Annotated in this window: 13 protein-coding genes and 1 tRNA gene; 3 read left to right on the forward strand and 11 right to left on the reverse strand. The window is 67.3% G+C overall.

Features of this window, described 5'->3' with window-relative positions:
* Positions 1-99: 99 nt before the first annotated feature.
* Complete coding sequence (locus tag AC5RVZ_RS20570) at positions 100-3,990, reverse strand: DNA-directed RNA polymerase subunit beta' (RefSeq protein WP_494067536.1); 3,891 nt, start codon at positions 3,988-3,990, stop codon at positions 100-102.
* Positions 3,991-4,106: 116 nt separating this feature from the next.
* Positions 4,107-7,625: a DNA-directed RNA polymerase subunit beta gene (rpoB, locus tag AC5RVZ_RS20575; RefSeq protein ID WP_494067537.1), complete on the reverse strand. Its 3,519-nt coding sequence runs from the start codon at positions 7,623-7,625 to the stop codon at positions 4,107-4,109.
* 492 nt (positions 7,626-8,117) lie between these two features.
* Between rpoB and AC5RVZ_RS20580 the strand changes: the two genes are divergently transcribed.
* On the forward strand, positions 8,118-9,317 hold the full coding sequence (locus tag AC5RVZ_RS20580) for an acetyl-CoA C-acetyltransferase (protein WP_494067538.1): 1,200 nt from the start codon (positions 8,118-8,120) through the stop codon (positions 9,315-9,317).
* Positions 9,318-9,382: 65 nt separating this feature from the next.
* Positions 9,383-9,880, forward strand: coding sequence for an aminoacyl-tRNA deacylase (locus AC5RVZ_RS20585; protein WP_494067539.1), 498 nt, complete (start codon positions 9,383-9,385; stop codon positions 9,878-9,880).
* Between the two features lie 96 nt (positions 9,881-9,976).
* On the opposite strand, the gene rplL is transcribed toward AC5RVZ_RS20585, so the two are convergent.
* The 9 genes from rplL to AC5RVZ_RS20630 all read right to left on the reverse strand — a co-directional run bounded on the left by rplL (position 9,977) and on the right by AC5RVZ_RS20630 (position 16,408).
* Positions 9,977-10,354, reverse strand: coding sequence for a 50S ribosomal protein L7/L12 (gene rplL, locus AC5RVZ_RS20590; RefSeq protein ID WP_494067540.1), 378 nt, complete (start codon positions 10,352-10,354; stop codon positions 9,977-9,979).
* A 68-nt stretch (positions 10,355-10,422) separates the two neighbouring features.
* Positions 10,423-11,007, reverse strand: a complete 585-nt coding sequence (rplJ, locus tag AC5RVZ_RS20595; protein WP_494012736.1) for a 50S ribosomal protein L10 — start codon at positions 11,005-11,007, stop codon at positions 10,423-10,425.
* A gap of 275 nt (positions 11,008-11,282) precedes the next feature.
* The gene (locus tag AC5RVZ_RS20600) at positions 11,283-12,017 is read right to left on the reverse strand and encodes a FadR/GntR family transcriptional regulator (protein ID WP_494067541.1); all 735 of its coding nucleotides are present in this window, start codon (positions 12,015-12,017) and stop codon (positions 11,283-11,285) included.
* Between the two features lie 111 nt (positions 12,018-12,128).
* Entirely contained in the window at positions 12,129-13,265 is a 1,137-nt protein-coding gene (locus tag AC5RVZ_RS20605) for a GNAT family N-acetyltransferase (RefSeq protein WP_494067542.1), read from the reverse strand.
* A 158-nt stretch (positions 13,266-13,423) separates the two neighbouring features.
* Positions 13,424-14,131, reverse strand: coding sequence for a 50S ribosomal protein L1 (gene rplA / locus AC5RVZ_RS20610; RefSeq protein ID WP_494000506.1), 708 nt, complete (start codon positions 14,129-14,131; stop codon positions 13,424-13,426).
* Between the two features lie 259 nt (positions 14,132-14,390).
* The gene (gene rplK / locus AC5RVZ_RS20615) at positions 14,391-14,819 is read right to left on the reverse strand and encodes a 50S ribosomal protein L11 (RefSeq protein ID WP_494067543.1); all 429 of its coding nucleotides are present in this window, start codon (positions 14,817-14,819) and stop codon (positions 14,391-14,393) included.
* Between the two features lie 127 nt (positions 14,820-14,946).
* Positions 14,947-15,858, reverse strand: coding sequence for a transcription termination/antitermination protein NusG (gene nusG, locus AC5RVZ_RS20620; protein WP_494067544.1), 912 nt, complete (start codon positions 15,856-15,858; stop codon positions 14,947-14,949).
* A 91-nt stretch (positions 15,859-15,949) separates the two neighbouring features.
* Complete coding sequence (secE, locus tag AC5RVZ_RS20625) at positions 15,950-16,219, reverse strand: preprotein translocase subunit SecE (protein ID WP_494067545.1); 270 nt, start codon at positions 16,217-16,219, stop codon at positions 15,950-15,952.
* Positions 16,220-16,335: 116 nt separating this feature from the next.
* Positions 16,336-16,408, reverse strand: a tRNA-Trp gene (locus tag AC5RVZ_RS20630).
* Positions 16,409-16,692: 284 nt separating this feature from the next.
* Here AC5RVZ_RS20630 and AC5RVZ_RS20635 point away from each other — a divergent pair.
* Complete coding sequence (locus AC5RVZ_RS20635; protein WP_494067546.1) at positions 16,693-17,913, forward strand: pyridoxal phosphate-dependent aminotransferase; 1,221 nt, start codon at positions 16,693-16,695, stop codon at positions 17,911-17,913.
* Positions 17,914-18,067 lie beyond the last annotated feature (154 nt).

Here is an 18,067-nt window from a genome sequence, read left to right on the forward strand (position 1 = left end):
CAGAATCTCACGTGCGCCGCGGCCGCCGGGGCCATTAAACGCGGAAACCGCCCCCCGCTGCCCCGTATCGGGGAGCAGGAGGCGGTTCCGTGCTTGCGGTTAGCGGTAGTCGCTGCCCAGGTCGTAGTCATCCAGCGGGATGGCGTGGAACTCGGGCGTCAGCGAACCGTCGGCGCCGGCGTAGTCGAAGTCGCCGAAGGCGCTCGGGCCGGTAAACAGGTTGGCCTTCGCTTCTTCCGTCGGCTCCACCGACACCTGGGTGTACCGGTCCAGGCCGGTGCCGGCCGGGATCAGCTTACCGATGATGACGTTCTCCTTCAGGCCCAGCAGCGGGTCGGACTTGCCCTCCATGGCCGCCTGCGTCAGGACGCGGGTGGTCTCCTGGAAGGACGCGGCCGACAGCCACGACTCGGTGGCGAGCGAGGCCTTGGTGATGCCCATCAGCTCGTCACGGCCGTTGGCCGGCTGCTTGCCCTCGGAGACGGCCTTGCGGTTCTCCGCCTGGAAGCGGCTCCGCTCGGCCAGCTCGCCCGGCAGCAGGTCGGTCTCGCCGGACTCGATCACGGTGATGCGGCGCAGCATCTGGCGGACGATGACCTCCACGTGCTTGTCGTGGATGCCGACGCCCTGGCTGCGGTACACGGTCTGGACCTCGTCCACCAGGAACTTCTGCGCCTGGCGCGGGCCGAGGATACGCAGCACCTGCTTCGGATCCTTGGCGCCGGTGACCAGCTGCTGGCCGACGTCCACGTGCTGGCCGTCTTCGACCAGCAGGCGTGCACGGCGCAGCACCGGGTAGGCGATCTCTTCCGAGCCGTCATCGGGGGTGACGATGACGCGCATCTGGCGCTCGCCGTCCTCGATAGACACGCGTCCGGCCACTTCGGCCATCGGCGCGACACCCTTGGGGGTACGGGCTTCGAAGAGCTCCTGGATACGCGGCAGACCCTGGGTGATGTCTTCCGCGGAGGCCACGCCACCGGTGTGGAAGGTACGCATGGTCAGCTGGGTACCGGGCTCACCGATCGACTGTGCGGCGATGATGCCGACCGCCTCGCCGATGTCCACGGTCTTGCCGGTGGCCAGCGAACGGCCGTAGCAGAGCGCGCAGGTACCGACGGCGGACTCACAGGTGAGCACGGAGCGCACCTTGATCTCGGTGATGCCGGCGTCGATCAGTTCCTGGATCAGCACATCGCCAACGTCGGATCCGGCCGGCGCCACCACGGTGCCCTCGGAGTTCACCACGTCGGTGGCCAGCGTGCGGGCGTAAGCGGAGTTCTCCACTTCCTCGGCCCGGCGCAGTTCACCGTTGTGGTCGGCTTCGGCGATGACCGTGGTCAGGCCGCGCTCGGTGCCGCAGTCCATCTCGCGCACGATCACGTCCTGCGACACGTCCACCAGGCGGCGGGTCAGGTAACCCGAGTTGGCGGTACGCAGCGCGGTGTCGGCCAGGCCCTTGCGGGCACCGTGCGTGGCGATGAAGTACTCCAGCACCGACAGGCCCTCGCGGTAGGAGGACTTGATCGGGCGCGGGATGATCTCGCCCTTCGGGTTGGCCACCAGACCACGGATACCGGCGATCTGGCGGACCTGCAGCCAGTTGCCGCGGGCACCGGAGGACACCATGCGGTTGATGGTGTTCTCCTTGGTCAGGTTCTTCCGCATCGCGTCGGCAACCTCATTGGTCGCCTTGTTCCAGATGTCGATCAGTTCCTGGCGCCGCTCGTCGTCGGCGATCAGGCCCTTGTTGTACTGGGACTCGACGCGGGCGGCCTGGGTCTCGTAGCCCTCCATGATGGCGGCCTTTTCGGCCGGAGCCGCGATGTCGGAGATCGCCACGGTCACGCCGGAACGGGTCGCCCAGTAGAACCCGGCGTCCTTGAGGTTGTCCAGCGTCGCCGCGGTGACGACCTTCGGGTAGCGCTCGGCCAGATCGTTCACGATCGCCGAGAGCTGGCCCTTGTCCGCCACGCGCGCCACCCAGGGGTAATCATCGGGCAGCGTGTCGTTGAAGATGACCTGGCCGAGCGAGGTTTCGATCAGCGCTTCCTGGCCCTCTTCCCAGCCCTCCGGTGCCGGCTGGTCCGCGCTGGGCACGAAGCCGGGCACGCGGATCTTGACGACGGAGTTCAGGTGCAGCTCGCCGGCGTCGTGGGCCATGATGGCCTCCGCCGGGCTGGAGAAGACGCGGCCTTCGCCGGTTCCGCCTTCGCGCTTGGTGGTCAGGTGGTGCAGGCCGATGATCATGTCCTGGGAGGGCAGGGTCACCGGACGGCCGTCCGACGGCTTCAGGATGTTGTTCGAGGAGAGCATCAGGATGCGCGCCTCGGCCTGGGCCTCGGGGCTCAGCGGCAGGTGCACGGCCATCTGGTCGCCGTCGAAGTCGGCGTTGAACGCGGCGCACACCAGCGGGTGCAGCTGCAGCGCCTTGCCTTCGACCAGCTGCGGCTCGAACGCCTGGATGCCCAGCCGGTGCAGGGTTGGTGCACGGTTGAGCAGCACCGGGTGTTCGGTGATGATCTCTTCGAGCACGTCCCACACCTGCGGGCGGAAGCGCTCCACCATCCGCTTGGCGCTCTTGATGTTCTGCGCGTGGTTCAGGTCCACCAGCCGCTTCATGACGAACGGCTTGAACAGCTCCAGCGCCATCTGCTTGGGCAGGCCGCACTGGTGCAGCTTCAGCTGCGGGCCGACCACGATCACGGAACGGCCGGAGTAGTCAACTCGCTTGCCCAGCAGGTTCTGCCGGAAGCGGCCCTGCTTGCCCTTGAGCATGTCGGACAGCGACTTCAGCGGACGGTTGCCCGGTCCGGTGACCGGACGGCCGCGGCGGCCGTTGTCGAACAGCGAGTCCACGGCTTCCTGGAGCATCCGCTTTTCGTTGTTGACGATGATCTCCGGCGCGCCCAGGTCCAGCAGGCGCTTCAGGCGGTTGTTGCGGTTGATCACGCGGCGGTACAGGTCGTTCAGGTCGGAGGTCGCAAAGCGGCCGCCGTCCAGCTGCACCATCGGGCGAAGCTCCGGCGGGATCACCGGAACGGCGTCCAGCACCATGCCCAGCGGCGAGTTGGTGGTGGTCAGGAAAGCGTTGACCACCTTCAACCGCTTCAGGGCGCGGGTCTTGCGCTGGCCCTTGCCGTTCTTGATGATGTCGCGCAGGGACTCGGCCTCGGCGGCCATGTCGAAGTTCTCAAGACGGTTCTTGATGGCTTCGGCACCCATGGCGCCTTCGAAGTAGAGGCCGTAGCGGTCGCGCAGCTCGCGGTAGAGCCCCTCGTCGCCCTCGAGGTCGGCGACCTTGAGGTTCTTGAAGCGGTCCCAGACCATGTCGAGGCGCTCGATCTCGGCGTCGGCGCGCTTGCGCACGTTGGCCATCTGGCGGTCGGCGGAGTCGCGGGCCTTCTTCTTCTCGGCGGCCTTGGCGCCCTCGCCCTCCAGGCGGGTCAGCTCGTCCTCGAGGTCCTTGGCGATCGCCGCGATGTCGGAGTCGCGGGTATCGGCCAACTGCTTCTTCTCCAGGTCGTGCTCGGCCTGCAGGTTCGGCAGTTCCTCGTGGCGGCGCTCTTCGTCCACACTGGTGATCATGTAGGCGGCGAAGTAGATGACCTTCTCCAGGTCCTTCGGCGCCAGGTCGAGCAGGTAGCCCAGGCGGGAGGGGACACCCTTGAAGTACCAGATGTGGGTGACCGGGGCGGCCAGCTCGATGTGGCCCATCCGCTCGCGGCGGACCTTGGCACGGGTGACCTCGACGCCGCAGCGCTCACAGATGATGCCCTTGAAGCGCACGCGCTTGTACTTGCCGCAGTAGCACTCCCAGTCGCGGGAAGGTCCGAAGATCTTCTCGCAGAAGAGGCCGTCCTTCTCGGGCTTCAGGGTGCGGTAGTTGATGGTTTCCGGCTTCTTGACCTCGCCGTAGCTCCAGTCGCGGATGTCGTCCGCGGTGGCAAGGCCGATGCGCATGAGGCCGAAGGAGGATTCGCTGGACATATGGTCCCTGTTCTCTCTTGTTCTCTAAATCTGAAAGTCTGTCGGGTTACGGAAAGAGGGGCGCCGTGCGCGTACCGGCCGCGGTGCTCCAAGGCACCTGCGGCCGGCCGGCGCGGCTAGACCTCTTCGACGGAACTCGGCTCGGCCCGGGAAAGGTCGATGCCCAGTTCTTCCGCGGCCCGGAAGACTTCTTCATCCGAGTCACGCATTTCGATCGCGGTGCCGTCGGTGGAGAGTACTTCCACGTTCAGGCAGAGCGACTGCATTTCCTTGATCAACACCTTGAAGGATTCGGGAACACCCGGCTCCGGGATGTTCTCGCCCTTGACGATCGCCTCGTAGACCTTGACGCGGCCGTGGATGTCGTCGGACTTGATGGTGAGCAGTTCCTGCAGGGTGTACGCGGCGCCGTAGGCCTCCAGGGCCCACACTTCCATTTCGCCGAAGCGCTGGCCGCCGAACTGCGCCTTACCGCCCAGCGGCTGCTGGGTGATCATCGAGTACGGGCCGGTGGAACGCGCGTGGATCTTGTCGTCCACCAGGTGGTGCAGCTTCAGGATGTACATGTAGCCCACGGACACCGGATCCGGGAACGGCTGGCCCGAGCGGCCGTCGAACAGACGGGCCTTGCCGGAAGCGCCGATCAGGCGCTCACCGTCGCGGGTCGGGTTCGTGGCATCCAGCAGCCCGGTGATCTCGAACTCGCTGGCACCGTCGAACACCGGCGTGGCCACCGTCGTCGGACCCGACTGGCGGGGCAGGTTCGGCAGGTCCTTGGCCCAGTCCGGGTTGCCCTCGATGTTCCAGCCCTGCTTCGCGGCCCAGCCGAGGTGGATTTCCAGCACCTGGCCCACGTTCATGCGGCCGGGAACACCCAGCGGGTTCAGCACGACGTCGACCGGGGTGCCGTCTTCCAGGAACGGCATGTCCTCGACCGGCAGGATCTTGGAGATGACGCCCTTGTTGCCGTGGCGTCCGGCGAGCTTGTCGCCGTCCGTGATCTTGCGCTTCTGCGCCACGTACACGCGCACCAGCTGGTTCACGCCCGGGGGCAGCTCGTCGTCGTTGTCGCGGTCGAAGATACGCACGCCGATCACGGTGCCGGACTCGCCGTGCGGGACCTTCAGGGAGGTGTCGCGCACTTCGCGGGACTTCTCGCCGAAGATCGCACGCAGCAGGCGCTCTTCCGGGGTCAGCTCGGTCTCGCCCTTGGGGGTCACGCGGCCGACGAGGATGTCGCCGGCGTCGACCTCGGCGCCGATGTGGATGATGCCGCGCTCGTCCAGCTGGGAGAGCACTTCCTCCGACACGTTCGGGATGTCGCGGGTGATTTCCTCGGCACCGAGCTTGGTGTCGCGGGCATCAACCTCATGCTCCTCGATATGGATGGAGGTCAGCACGTCGTCGGAGACCACGCGCTGCGACAGGATGATCGCGTCCTCGAAGTTGTGGCCCTCCCAGGACATGAACGCCACGAGCAGGTTCTTGCCCAGCGCCAGTTCGCCCTGGTCGGTGGACGGACCGTCGGCGATGATGCTGCCGGTTTCCAGCCGCTGGCCCTCGGAGACGAGGACGCGCTGGTTGTACGCGTTGCCCTGGTTGGAGCGGGCGAACTTCATGATCGGGTACCGGGTCTCGGTGCCGTCGTCGTTCAGGGCGGTGACCAGGTCCGCGGAGACCTCGGTGACCACGCCCGGCTTGGCGGCAACCACGGAGTCGCCGGCATCGACAGCCGCGTAGCGCTCCATGCCGGTGCCGACCAACGGGGCTTCCGAACGCAGCAGCGGCACGGCCTGGCGCTGCATGTTCGCACCCATCAGCGCGCGGTTGGCGTCGTCGTGCTCCAGGAACGGAATCAGGGCGGTCGCCACCGACACCATCTGGCGCGGGGAGACGTCCATGTAGTCGACCTCGTTGGCCGGCACGAGCACCGGCTCGCCGCCGCCGCCGCGCTCCCGGCTGAGGACCAGGTCCTCTTCGAAGTGCAGGTCTTCGGTGAGCGGGGCGTTCGCCTGGGCGATCACGCACTCGATCTCGTCGTCGGCCGTCAGGTAGTCGACCTGGTCGGTGACCTGGCCGTCGATGACCTTGCGGTAGGGGGTCTCGATGAAACCGAACGCGTTGATCCGCCCGTAGGAGGCCAGCGAGCCGATCAGGCCGATGTTCGGGCCTTCAGGGGTCTCGATCGGGCACATGCGGCCGTAGTGCGAGGGGTGCACGTCACGGACTTCCATGCCGGCGCGGTCACGGGACAGGCCGCCCGGGCCCAGCGCGGACAGGCGGCGCTTGTGCGTCAGGCCGGCCAGCGGGTTGTTCTGGTCCATGAACTGGGACAGCTGCGACGTGCCGAAGAATTCCTTGATCGCCGCCACCACGGGGCGGATGTTGATCAGGGTCTGCGGCGTGATCGCCTCGACGTCCTGGGTGGTCATGCGTTCGCGGACCACGCGCTCCATGCGGGAGAGGCCCGTGCGGACCTGGTTCTCGATCAGCTCGCCGACCGCGCGGATGCGGCGGTTGCCGAAGTGGTCGATGTCGTCGATCTCGACGCGGATGTCGTGGTCGGCGCCGTCGCGCTTGCCCGGGATGGTGGTCTCGCCGGCGTGCAGGGCGACCAGGAACTTGATCATGGCGACGATGTCGTCATTGTTCAGGACCGAGGCGTCCGGATCCGTCAGCGGCTTGTCGATGCCCAGCTTGCGGTTGATCTTGTAGCGGCCGACCTTGGCCAGGTCGTAGCGCTTGGGGTTGAAGTACAGGTTGTCCAGCAGGGACTGGGCAGCCTCGACTGTCGGCGGCTCGCCCGGACGCAGCTTGCGGTAGATGTCCAGGAGGGCTTCTTCCTGGGTCTGCGTGGCGTCCTTCTCCAGCGTGGCGCGGATGGAGTCGTACTCGCCGAAGGTCTCCAGGATCTGGCCCTCGGTCCAGCCCAGGGCCTTGAGCAGCACGGTCACGGACTGCTTGCGCTTGCGGTCGAGGCGGACGCCGACCTGGTCGCGCTTGTCGATTTCCAGCTCGAACCAGGCGCCGCGGGACGGGATGATCTTCGCGGTGAAGATGTCCTTGTCGCTGGTCTTGTCGGCGGTCTTCTCGAAGTAGGCGCCCGGCGAGCGGACCAGCTGGGAGACGACGACGCGCTCGGTGCCGTTGATGACGAAGGTGCCCTTGTCGGTCATCAGCGGGAAGTCGCCCATGAACACGGTCTGCTGCTTGATCTCGCCCGTGTTGTTGTTCATGAACTCGGCCTTGACGTACAGCGGGGCCGAGTAGGTCGCGTCGCGGTCCTTGCACTCGGCCATGGTGTACTTCGGGTCGGCGAACTCAGGCTCGGAGAAGCTCAGGGACATGGTGCCCTGGAAGTCCTCGATCGGAGAGATCTCCTCGAAGATGTCGGACAGCCCGGAGGTGCCGGCCACACCCTGGCGGCCTTCTTCCTGGGCCTTGGCTACGCGCGCCTTCCAGCGTTCGTTGCCGACCAGCCAGTCGAAGCTGTCGGTCTGAAGGGCGAGCAGATTGGGAACGTCAAGAGGTTCGTGAATCTTGGCGAATGAGAGCCGCCGGGTTGCTCCGTCGTTCGACGAGGCGTCCAGCAGGCTGTTAGCGGTATCGGTATTAGAGGTGCTCGAGGCGACCAAGAGGGATCCTTCCACAGACCTTCAGGCTTGTCCTGCGCTTCCGCACCGCCGGCACCCCGAATGGGGTCCGGACATCACCTGGATCCGCTATATGATCCTTGCCCGCCGCACGATCTGCAGTTAAACACAGATAGGGCGTGGCGAAGCCCACCGCTATATGAAGGCCAAAGGTTTTGAGGGAAGACGCAAATACTTAGTGTACGGCACCGCGCGGCGGGATGTCCAACATGCCGGGCAGGCACCAGTCACCGCTCCCCCGCCATCGGGATATGAGCGGCACGCGGTGCGAAACGCGGTGCGAAAGGGGCGTCTTCGCGGTTGTCTTCCCCGGGACAACGCCACCAGCATATACCGCGCCGCCGCCACTTTCCGGCCCGCGCTTCAGGCGAGTTGCCTAACACGGGTAATCTGTGAAGCAGATCATACCAACGGCAGCAGCCCGGTGGCCCCTGCTTGCGCAGGCCACAAGGCGCGGAAAGAGGCACGAAGACCATGGCCGAGAACAACAGCCGCGACGACGTCGTCATCCTGAACGGCGCACGCACGCCCACGGGCCGACTCAACGGCCAGCTCGCATCCTTCACCGCCGTCCAGCTCGGCGGCAAGGCGATCGCGGCGGCGCTGGAGCGCTCCGGCGTCGCCCTCGAACAGGTGGACGCGGTCATCATGGGGCACGTTATCCAGGCCGGCGCCGGCCAGAACCCCGCCCGGCAGGCGGCCATCGCGGCCGGACTGGGCTGGAACGTGCCGACCGTGACGATCAACAAGGTCTGCCTCTCCGGGCTGGCCGCCGTCATCGACGCCGCCCGGCTGATCCGCTGCGGCGAGGCGCAGGTGGTGGTGGCCGGCGGGCAGGAGTCGATGACCAACGGCCCGCACCTGCTGCCGGGTTCCCGCCAGGGCTGGACCTACGGCAGCCTGACCGCCCTCGATGCCACCGCCCACGACGGCCTCACCGATGCCTTCGACCACGAGTCGATGGGCGTCTCCACCGAGCGCCGGAACGCCGAGCTGGGCATTCCCCGCGAAGCGCAGGACGAAGTGGCCGCCGCTTCCCACCAGCGCGCCGCCGCCGCCGCCAAGAACGGGGTCTTCGACGACGAGATCGTCCCGGTCGCGGTGCCGCAGCGCAAGGGCGAGGACCTGGTGGTCGACAGCGACGAGGGTGTCCGCCCGCAGACCAGCGTGGAAAGCCTGGCCCCGCTGCGGCCGGCGTTTGCCAAGGACGGCACCATCACCGCCGGCAACTCCTCCCCGCTGTCCGACGGCGCGGCCGCCGTCGTGGTCGCGACCCGCGGCTTTGCCGAGGACAACGGCCTGGACTGGCTCGCCGTCGTCGGCCGTCCGGGGCAGGTGGCCGGACCGGACACCTCGTTGCAGTCGCAGCCGTCCAACGCGATCACCCAGGCGCTCAAGCGTGCGGGCTGGACCACGGCCGACCTGGACTTCATCGAGATCAACGAAGCCTTCGGCGCCGTGGCGGTGCAGTCGCTCCAGGACCTGGACTACCCGCTGGAGAAGTGCAACATCCACGGCGGGGCCATCGCCTTGGGCCATCCGATCGGCGCCTCCGGCACCCGGCTGGCGCTGACGGCCGCCTTGGAACTGCGCCGGCGCGGCACCGGCAAGGCCGCGGTCTCCCTGTGCGGCGGCGGCGGCCAGGGCGAGGCGCTGCTGCTCTACCGTGACTAGGAGTTCCGGGCGGCCCCGGCGGCGCGGCCGGGAATACCGGGCGGCCGCCGGGGCTTGAACCGGACATGAGCAACGACTCCGGTGCCCCTGCCCTGCCGGCCGGGCTGCAGCGTTTCCTGGCCGGCGCCGAAGCCCACTCGCTGAAGGTCGACGTCGCCGAACGCGCCGGCGCCCGCAGCCTCGCGGAGGCCGCGCAGCTGCTGGGCATCGCCGAGGCCGACATCGTCAAGACCCTGGTCATCAAGCACAAGGACGGCTCGTTCCTGTTCGCCCTCGTCCCCGGCGACCGGCAGATCTCCTGGCCCAAGCTCCGCTCGCTGCTGGGGGTCAACAAACTTTCGCTGCCGCACGCCGATGTTGCCTACGCGGCGACGGGCTACCGGCGCGGCACCATCACCCCGCTGGGCAGCAGCACGGCCTGGCCGGTGTACGCCGACGAGTCCATCCGCGGCCGTCGGATCTCGCTGGGCGCCGGGGAACACGGCTACTCCGCCTTCGTCGACGCCGATGCGCTGACGTCCGCGCTCGGCGCCACCGTCGCCGACATTTCCGACCCGGCCTGAGCCCGCCGGGACCCGCGGCTGCCTGTTCCCGGCGCATGCAGCACAAAGCCCCGCCGCCCGGTGGGGCGGCGGGGCTTTGCAGAAGCTAAAGAGAGCTTACTTGAGGGTGACGGTCGCGCCGGCAGCCTCGAGAACTTCCTTGGCCTTGTCGGCAGCTTCCTTGGTGGCGCCTTCGAGGACGGCCTTCGGAGCACTGTCGACCAGGTCCTTGGCTTCCTTGAGGCCCAGGGAGGTCAGCGCGCGGACTTCCTTGATCACTGCGATCTTCTTCTCGCCGGCGGCTTCGAGGACGACGTCGAACTCGGTCTGCTCCTCGGCAGCGGCTTCGCCGGCGCCGGCTGCCGGGCCTGCAACGGCAACGGCAGCAGCGGTGACGTCGAAGGTCTCCTCGAACAGCTTGACGAACTCGGAGAGCTCGATGATGGTCAGTTCCTTGAAAGCTTCAATGAGCTCTTCGTTGGTGAGCTTCGCCATGGTTGGCGTCCTTCCTGATAGGTGATGCGGCTGGTGTGTCCGCACCAAGAGTTGGTTGGTGAAGAGTGTTACTGCTCTTCGGCGGCAGCCTCGGCCGGGGCCTCGGTTGCTTCGGCAGCGGGAGCTTCGGCTTCGGCAGCTTCGGCCGGAGCTTCGGCAGCGGCGCCGCCGTTCTCCTCCTGCTTGATGCGCAGCGCATCGAGGGTGCGGGCCAGTGCGGACATCGGCGCCTTGAGGACACCGGCGACGCGGGCCAGCTGGTGCTCGCGGGATTCGAGAGCGGCCAGCGCAGCAACGGCGGTTGCATCCAGGGCCTTGCCCTCGAAGATACCGGTCTTGATGATGAGCTGCGGGTTGGACTTTGCGAAATCCGTCAGGGACTTGGCGGCTGCAACGGCGTCACCCTTGATGAAGGCGATAGCAGTGGGTCCGGAAAGCTGGCCTTCGAACGCGTCGATGCCGGCTTCCTTGGCTGCAATGCCAGTCAGGGTGTTCTTGACGACCGAGAACTTGGTGTCCTGGCCGAGAGAAACACGCAGCTCCTTGAGCTGTGCAACGGTAAGCCCGCGGTATTCGGTTAGGACTGCAGCGCTGGATTCCTTGAAATCGCTGGTGATTTCTTCAACGGCTGCCACCTTGGTTGGCGTTGCCATAACCCTCCTTCCGGGGAAATAGTGCCGGTGGTTCGGGTCGCACGCATAAAAAACGCCCCATGCAGGCGCACGGGGCTTCGTTCCCGCTCCGGCGTTCCGGTGGCGGGGCAATGCTTCGTTCACCTGCGCAGGCCGTCCCAGGCATGGGACTTTCGGTTGAAAACGAGGAGGATTTCAACGACCGACGGTCTTTGGTTCTTCAAGGGTACGGGATCCTGCCGTCGGACGCCAAATCGGCGGCCCGCACCGCGGTCCGCGTCCGCACCCCGGACGGGTCAGCCGGCGGCCGACCGCACCGCGGGCGCCTTCGCCGGGCCGGCGGCACTGCCGTCGAGGTCGTCCTGGACCTGGTCCACGTGGTCCTCCATCGCCTGGCGCGCTCCTTGGGAGTCCCCGCTTTCGACGGCGGCGAGCACCCTGCGGTGCATGGCGAGGGTGCGCGTGCGGACGGCCCGCGCCCCAAACGCTTTCCGCCGCGCGTCGGCCAGCACCCGGCCCATCGGCACGAAGACCGCCGGAAAGAGGACGTTGCCGGACGCCTTGAGGACCACCGTGTGGAACAACCGGTCGGCTTCGACGAAGGCGTCCGCGTCACCGGCGGCGTCCGCCGCGGCCATCGACTCCAGGTGCCCGCGCAGCAGCTCCAGGTCCGCAGCGGTGCGGCGGAGGGCAGCCAGCGCGGCGGCCCCGGATTCGACCAGGCGCCGCACTTCGAGCAGTTGCCGCGAGGCGGCGGAGTCGCTCATGCTGTGCGCCGCGGCGCGGACGATGGCTTCGACCGAGGTCCACTTCCCGGGCGGATTGATGAACGTGCCGCGGCCCCGCTGGATGCTGATCACGTTCATCGCCCGCAGCATGGTGAGGGCCTCCCGGACGGTCAGCCGGCTGACCTGCGACCGGGCGGCGATTTCGGCCTCGGTCGGCAGCGCGTCGCCGGGCGCCATGCGGCCGGCGATGATCTGCTCCAGCAGGTCTTCCGCCATCATGTCAACCAGCGTCCTGCGTTCCATCGGCCCTCCCGCCACACCCGGCAGCATGCCGGCGCGCTGACATCGTAACCGCCGCTGCCGGTTACCGGCGCGTAGCATGACGCGCCGGCGACACGCCCCGACCCACGGCCGTCACACGGCGCCGCCCGTGCCGGTCCCCCCGGCCTGCGGCCCCGGACCCAGCTTCTTCTGCCAGGCGGCCTCGTACCCCGCCGGAGCGAAGCCGAGGGCGATGTTGATGTCCAGCATGTGGCTGTTTTCGTCGGCGTTCCAGGTGTAGAGCCGGCGCCCCTGCGGCCACGCTTCCGCCACCCGCTGCAGATTGCGGGCCTTGATCCACAGGCCCAGGCTGTGGCCACGGTGGGCCCGCAGCACCAGCGTGTCCTCCTGGAAGACCACCTCGGGCTGCTCCGGGAAGAATTCCAGCACGGTATGGCCCACCAGCCGGCCGCTGGGCACATGCCGGGCCGCGACCACCAGGCAGCGGCCGCCCTTGCGCCGCAGCTCTTCCTCCTGGTGGCGGACCCGGGCCGCGTCCCACGCTTCTTCCTCGTAGTCGAGTTCACCCAGCGGGACGTCCGTGCTCATCCGCTGCCGCAGGGCCGCGTACTGGTCCACGCAGTCCGGCGGGCAGCTGTCGGCCCACTCCACCAGCCGGTAGTCCGCTCCGGCCTTGCGGGCAGCTGCTGCCGCGTGGGCTTGCAGCCTGTCCTGGTCGGCGGGGAGCGGCATCCTGCTGCACCGCTCCACCTGTTCGAGCCGGAAGCCGCCGGCCAGCGCGAAGCGCACCGCCGGCGCGGACCCCGGCAGGGCCCCGGCCCCGGTCGTCGGCCGGAGCATGTCCGGGCCCGCTGGATCGAATCCGGCGGGATGTTCGCTCCAGGCCTGAAGGGTGGTCCGGCCGCGGCGGGCGGCGCAGGCCTCGGCTTCGGCCAGCAGCCTGCTTCCCACGCCCCGCCGCCGGTAGTCGGGATGGACGGCCACAAAGACGTACCCGTTCCGCGGGTTGTCCCGCAGCGACAGCTCGAGCAGGGCACGCCCGACGTGCCGGTCCCCGTCTCTGGCCGCCCAGAGATACGTCACCGAGTAGTCGTTCGGCCGCGCCCCCTCGAGCCTGACCGCCGGGCTCACCCAAAAATCGTTGTTGCCCCAGATCAGCCCGTTGACCAGATTGGCCAGCTCGGCGGATGCGGCAAACTCCGCACCGCCCGGGCTCTGAAGGGCGGGCGGGATGGGCAGCGGCGCGATCGTGATCGAGGTCGTGGGCATGCGGGCTCCTCGGCGCTGAGGCAGTGATTGAGTAGTACCAATCACAGTACTGCATCCCGCCGCGCCGCACTATCTCCCGCTTAAACGGGCTATGGCCGCAGCATCTGCTGCGGCCATAGCCTAAGTGTTCGCCGTCGCCGGCGAACCTGAAGTCCCGGTTAGGCCTCCACGGCCACCTTGGTGACGTTCGGGTCCACGGAGATGCCCGGGCCGAAGGTGGTGGTGATGGTCGCCTTCGCGATGTACCGGCCCTTGGAAGCCGACGGCTTCAGGCGCAGCACTTCTTCCAGGGCGGCGGCGTAGTTCTCCACCAGCTTGTTGGCGTCGAAGGACACCTTGCCGATGATGAAGTGGAGGTTGGCGTGCTTGTCGACGCGGAAGTCGATCTTGCCGCCCTTGATGTCGTTGACGGCCTTGGTGACGTCCGGGGTCACCGTTCCGGTCTTCGGGTTCGGCATCAGGTTGCGGGGACCGAGGACCTTGCCCAAGCGGCCGACCTTGCCCATCAGTTCCGGGGTCGCCACGGCGGCGTCGAAGTCGGTCCAGCCGCCCTGGATCTTTTCGATCAGGTCGTCGGAGCCAACGAAGTCGGCGCCCGCGGCGATAGCGGCCTCGGCCTTGTCGCCGGTGGCGAAGACCAGCACGCGGGCGGTCTTGCCGGTGCCGTGCGGCAGGTTCACCGTGCCGCGGACCATCTGGTCGGCCTTGCGCGGGTCGACGCTGAGGCGGAAGGCCACCTCAACGGTCGCGTCGAACTTGGACGGGTTGGTCTCCTTGGCGAGAGTGATTGCCTCGACCGGGGCGTAAACCTTGTCCGCCTCGATCTTGGCTACAGCTGCCTCATATGCTTTGCTGCGCTTTGCCATCTGCTTTTTCTCCTTGTGCAGTTGTGGTCTGCGGACCGCGCCCGGCCCTGCCACAACGACGGCGGTGTTCCCACCTGTGGCGAGCTGTGTCGCCGTCGTTTTTTGATTTGTCTTGGTGGGGTCCTGCAGGACTTGTGTCCTGGCACGACCACCGGGGTTGAGGTGCTTAGCCCTCGACAGTGCCGATTGTCGAGCAGCTGCGGTGCTTGCTTCCGGCGAGTGCCTCGTTCCTCGGCCCTCACCGTACGCGAGCTCCTCGCTACTCGACCTCGATGCCCATGGAACGGGCGGTGCCGGCGATGATCTTGGCGGCAGCCTTGATGTCGTTGGCGTTGAGGTCGGCCATCTTGGTGCCGGCGATCTCATCGACCTGTGCCTGGGTCAGCTTCGCAACCTTGTTGGTGTGCGGGGTAGCCGAACCCTTCTGCACGCCTGCGGCCTTCTTGATCAGCTCGGCGGCCGGCGGGGTCTTGGTGATGAAGGTGAAGGAACGGTCTTCGTAGACCGTGATTTCAACCGGGATCACGTTTCCGCGCTGGGATTCCGTGGCGGCGTTGTACGCCTTGCAGAATTCCATGATGTTGACACCGTGCTGACCAAGCGCCGGACCGATCGGCGGGGCCGGGTTGGCGGCGCCTGCCTGGATCTGGAGCTTGATGAGGCCGGTGACCTTTTTCTTGGGGGCCATATCGGGTCCTTCTCTCACATTACGTACCGGCGGCACAGGAGCGTGCCGGCGGTGGTTGGCCACCATGGCTTGGCGGCCGGCCGTGCGGATTCGGACAAAGCGGGTCCGTATCCGCACGAAGTCTTGGTTAGTGGATCTTGGTGACCTGGCTGAACGAGAGCGTCACCGGGGTTTCGCGCTCGAAGATGGTCACCAGCACCACGAGCTGCTGGGATTCCGGCTTGATTTCGGAAATCGTTGCCGGCAGCGTCTCGAACGGCCCGTCGTTGACGGTGACGGACTCGCCGACCTCGAAGTTGACGGTGATCGGTGTGCTCGCTGCCGTCGCCTTGCCCGCAGCCTTGCCGCCGGCTTCCGTCTTGGTGCCCGTGATGGTGTGCTCCAGCATGGAAGCAACTTCCTTCAGGCTCAGCGGCACCGGGTTGTGCGCGTTGCCGACGAACCCGGTCACGCCGGGAGTGTGGCGGACGGCGCCCCATGAGGCGTCGGTCAGGTCCATCCGGACCAGCACGTAACCCGGGATGCGCACGCGCTTGACCAGCTTGCGCGTGGTGTTCTTGATCTCCACGACTTCTTCCATCGGGACCTGGATCTCGTAAATGAAGTCTTCCATGTTCAGGGTCTGGATACGGGTCTCCAGGTTGACCTTCACACGGTTTTCGTAGCCGGCGTAGGAGTGGATGACGTACCAGTCACCGGGCTGGCGGCGCAGCTTGGCGCGGAATGCTTCGAGGGCTTCCTCTTCCGTCTGCTCAACCTCTTCGGCCTCTTCGGCCGGCCCGGTCTCCTCCGGGGCACCGTCGGCGGCCACGGCTTCGGTCACGTCCGCCTCGGCGGCGGCTTCGGCGGCCTCGTCGAGGACGGGGGCGTCGTCGGCGGCCTGGTCAAGCTCGCTCGCCAGATCGGTACCGGCAGCCTCTTCTGCGGCGTCAACGCCAGAAGCCGGCACCTCGTCGGTGCCGGTCACGGTAACCTGCTCGTCGGCTTCCAGCTCCGCGTTCTCTTCGGAGTTCTGGGCTTCGAGTTCCTGGTCGGACACTTAGCTTCCTGCTTTCTTCTTCAGCTCACTTGACTCGCGGCGGCTTTGCGCCGTCGTCGTATCCATCCGTACGGCTGCCGCAACGCGGACGTTACTGTTCGGGTATGCCGTCTCCGAAGACGAAGAACGCGCCCTGGCCGAAAACCAGATCCAGTGCCGTGACGATCAACATCATGATGGCCACAAAGGCGATCACCACAAGCGTGTAGTTCAGCAGTTCCTTGCGGGTCGGCGTGACGACCTTTTTGAGTTCGGCAACGACCTGGCGGACAAACAAAATGATCCGGGCGAAGAGACCGCGCTTCTCGGTCTTTCGTCCGGTGGGGCGTCCCTGGGGACTGCTGGAAGACGTATCGGTCAACCTGGCCTCACTCATTCTGTCCGGTGTCCGGCCCCCGGACGGCCTCGGCCGGCCTGGACCGCTGCTTCGTGCTGGGATGCTGAACTGCTGCAGTTTATGCCTGCGGCGGTTCTGCGCAGGGCAGACAGGACTCGAACCTGCAACCTGCGGTTTTGGAGACCGCTGCGCTACCAATTGCGCCACTACCCTATGGAGCCGAATACTGCCGGATGCCCCCGCCGCGCGGGCATGGAACATCATGGCGTTTTCAACACCGAAGATCCAGTTTACGCCAGCGATGCGCCGACGTCGAACCGAACCCCGTTTGCCACCCAAAAGGCGACTGATCCATTATGCAACATTTCCGCCGGCCCGCTGACCAAGGGGGCCGGCGGACACCGGGCAACGTGCCGTACGCCCGACGGGCTGCACCCGGACTCGGGCTGCACCTAGACTATGGAACAGTCCTACACGCTACTGAAGACGGGAACCCCATGCCTGCCAACGCCCGCGTCTCCCGGCGCATTGCGTCCATCGCCGAATCCGCCACCCTCGCCGTCGATGCCAAGGCAAAAGCGCTGAAGGCTGCCGGGCGCCCGGTGATTGGCTTCGGGGCGGGCGAACCGGACTTCCCGACCCCGGACTACATCGTGGAGGCCGCCATCGAGGCCGCGCGCCAGCCGCGCTTCCACCGCTACTCCCCCGCCGGCGGCCTGCCCGAACTGAAGCAGGCCATCGCGGACAAGACGCTGCGCGATTCCGGCTACCGGGTGGACCCGGCCCAGGTGCTGGTGACCAACGGCGGCAAGCAGGCGGTGTACGAATCCTTCGCCACCTTGTTGGATCCGGGCGACGAGGTCCTGGTCCCCACGCCGTTCTGGACCACCTACCCCGAGGCGATCCGGCTGGCCGGCGGCGTCCCTGTGGAGGTCTTCGCCGGGCCGGAGCAGGGCTACCTGGTCACCGTCGACCAGCTCGAGGGCGCGCTGACCGACAAAACCAAGGTGCTGCTCTTCGTCTCCCCGTCCAACCCGACCGGTGCCGTCTACCAGCCGGAACAGGTTGCCGAGATCGGCCAGTGGGCCGCCTCGAAGGGCCTGTGGGTCATTACCGACGAGATCTACGAGCACCTCACCTACGACGGCGTGCCCTTCACCTCCATCGCCACGGCCGCCCCGGAGCTGGGCGACAAGGTCGTCATCCTCAACGGCGTGGCCAAGACCTACGCCATGACCGGCTGGCGGGTGGGCTGGATGATCGGCCCGAAGGACGTGGTCAAGGCCGCCACCAATATGCAGTCCCACGCCACCTCCAACGTGGCCAACGTGTCCCAGATGGCGGCGCTGGCCGCCGTGTCCGGACCGCTGACCGCGGTGGACGAGATGAAGGTTGCCTTCGACCGCCGCCGCAAGGCCATGGTCGAGGGTCTGAACGCCATCGCCGGCGTCGAATGCCCCACGCCGGAGGGCGCGTTCTACGCCTACGCCGACGTCCGCGGGCTGCTCGGCAAGGAATTCCCGACGGCGGGCGGCACCGTCCGTCCGGCGACCTCCGCCGAGCTCGCCTCGCTGATCCTCGACGAGGTCGAGGTCGCCGTCGTGCCCGGCGAGGCCTTCGGGCCGTCGGGCTTCGTGCGGCTGTCCTACGCCCTCGGCGACGAGGACCTCGCCGTCGGCGTCGGCCGGCTGCAGGATTTCCTGGCGAAGGCCAAGTAACCGCCGGAAACGGTGCCGGAAACGGTGCCGGAAACAGTGCCGGAAACAGTGCCGGAAACAGTGCCGGGGGGGGTTGGGGGGGGGGGGGGGGGGGGGGGGGGGGGTGGGGGTGGGTGGGGGGGGGGGGGGGGGGGGGGTTTGGGGGGTTCGGGGG

This window comes from Arthrobacter sp. Cza30 (genome assembly GCF_059090765.1).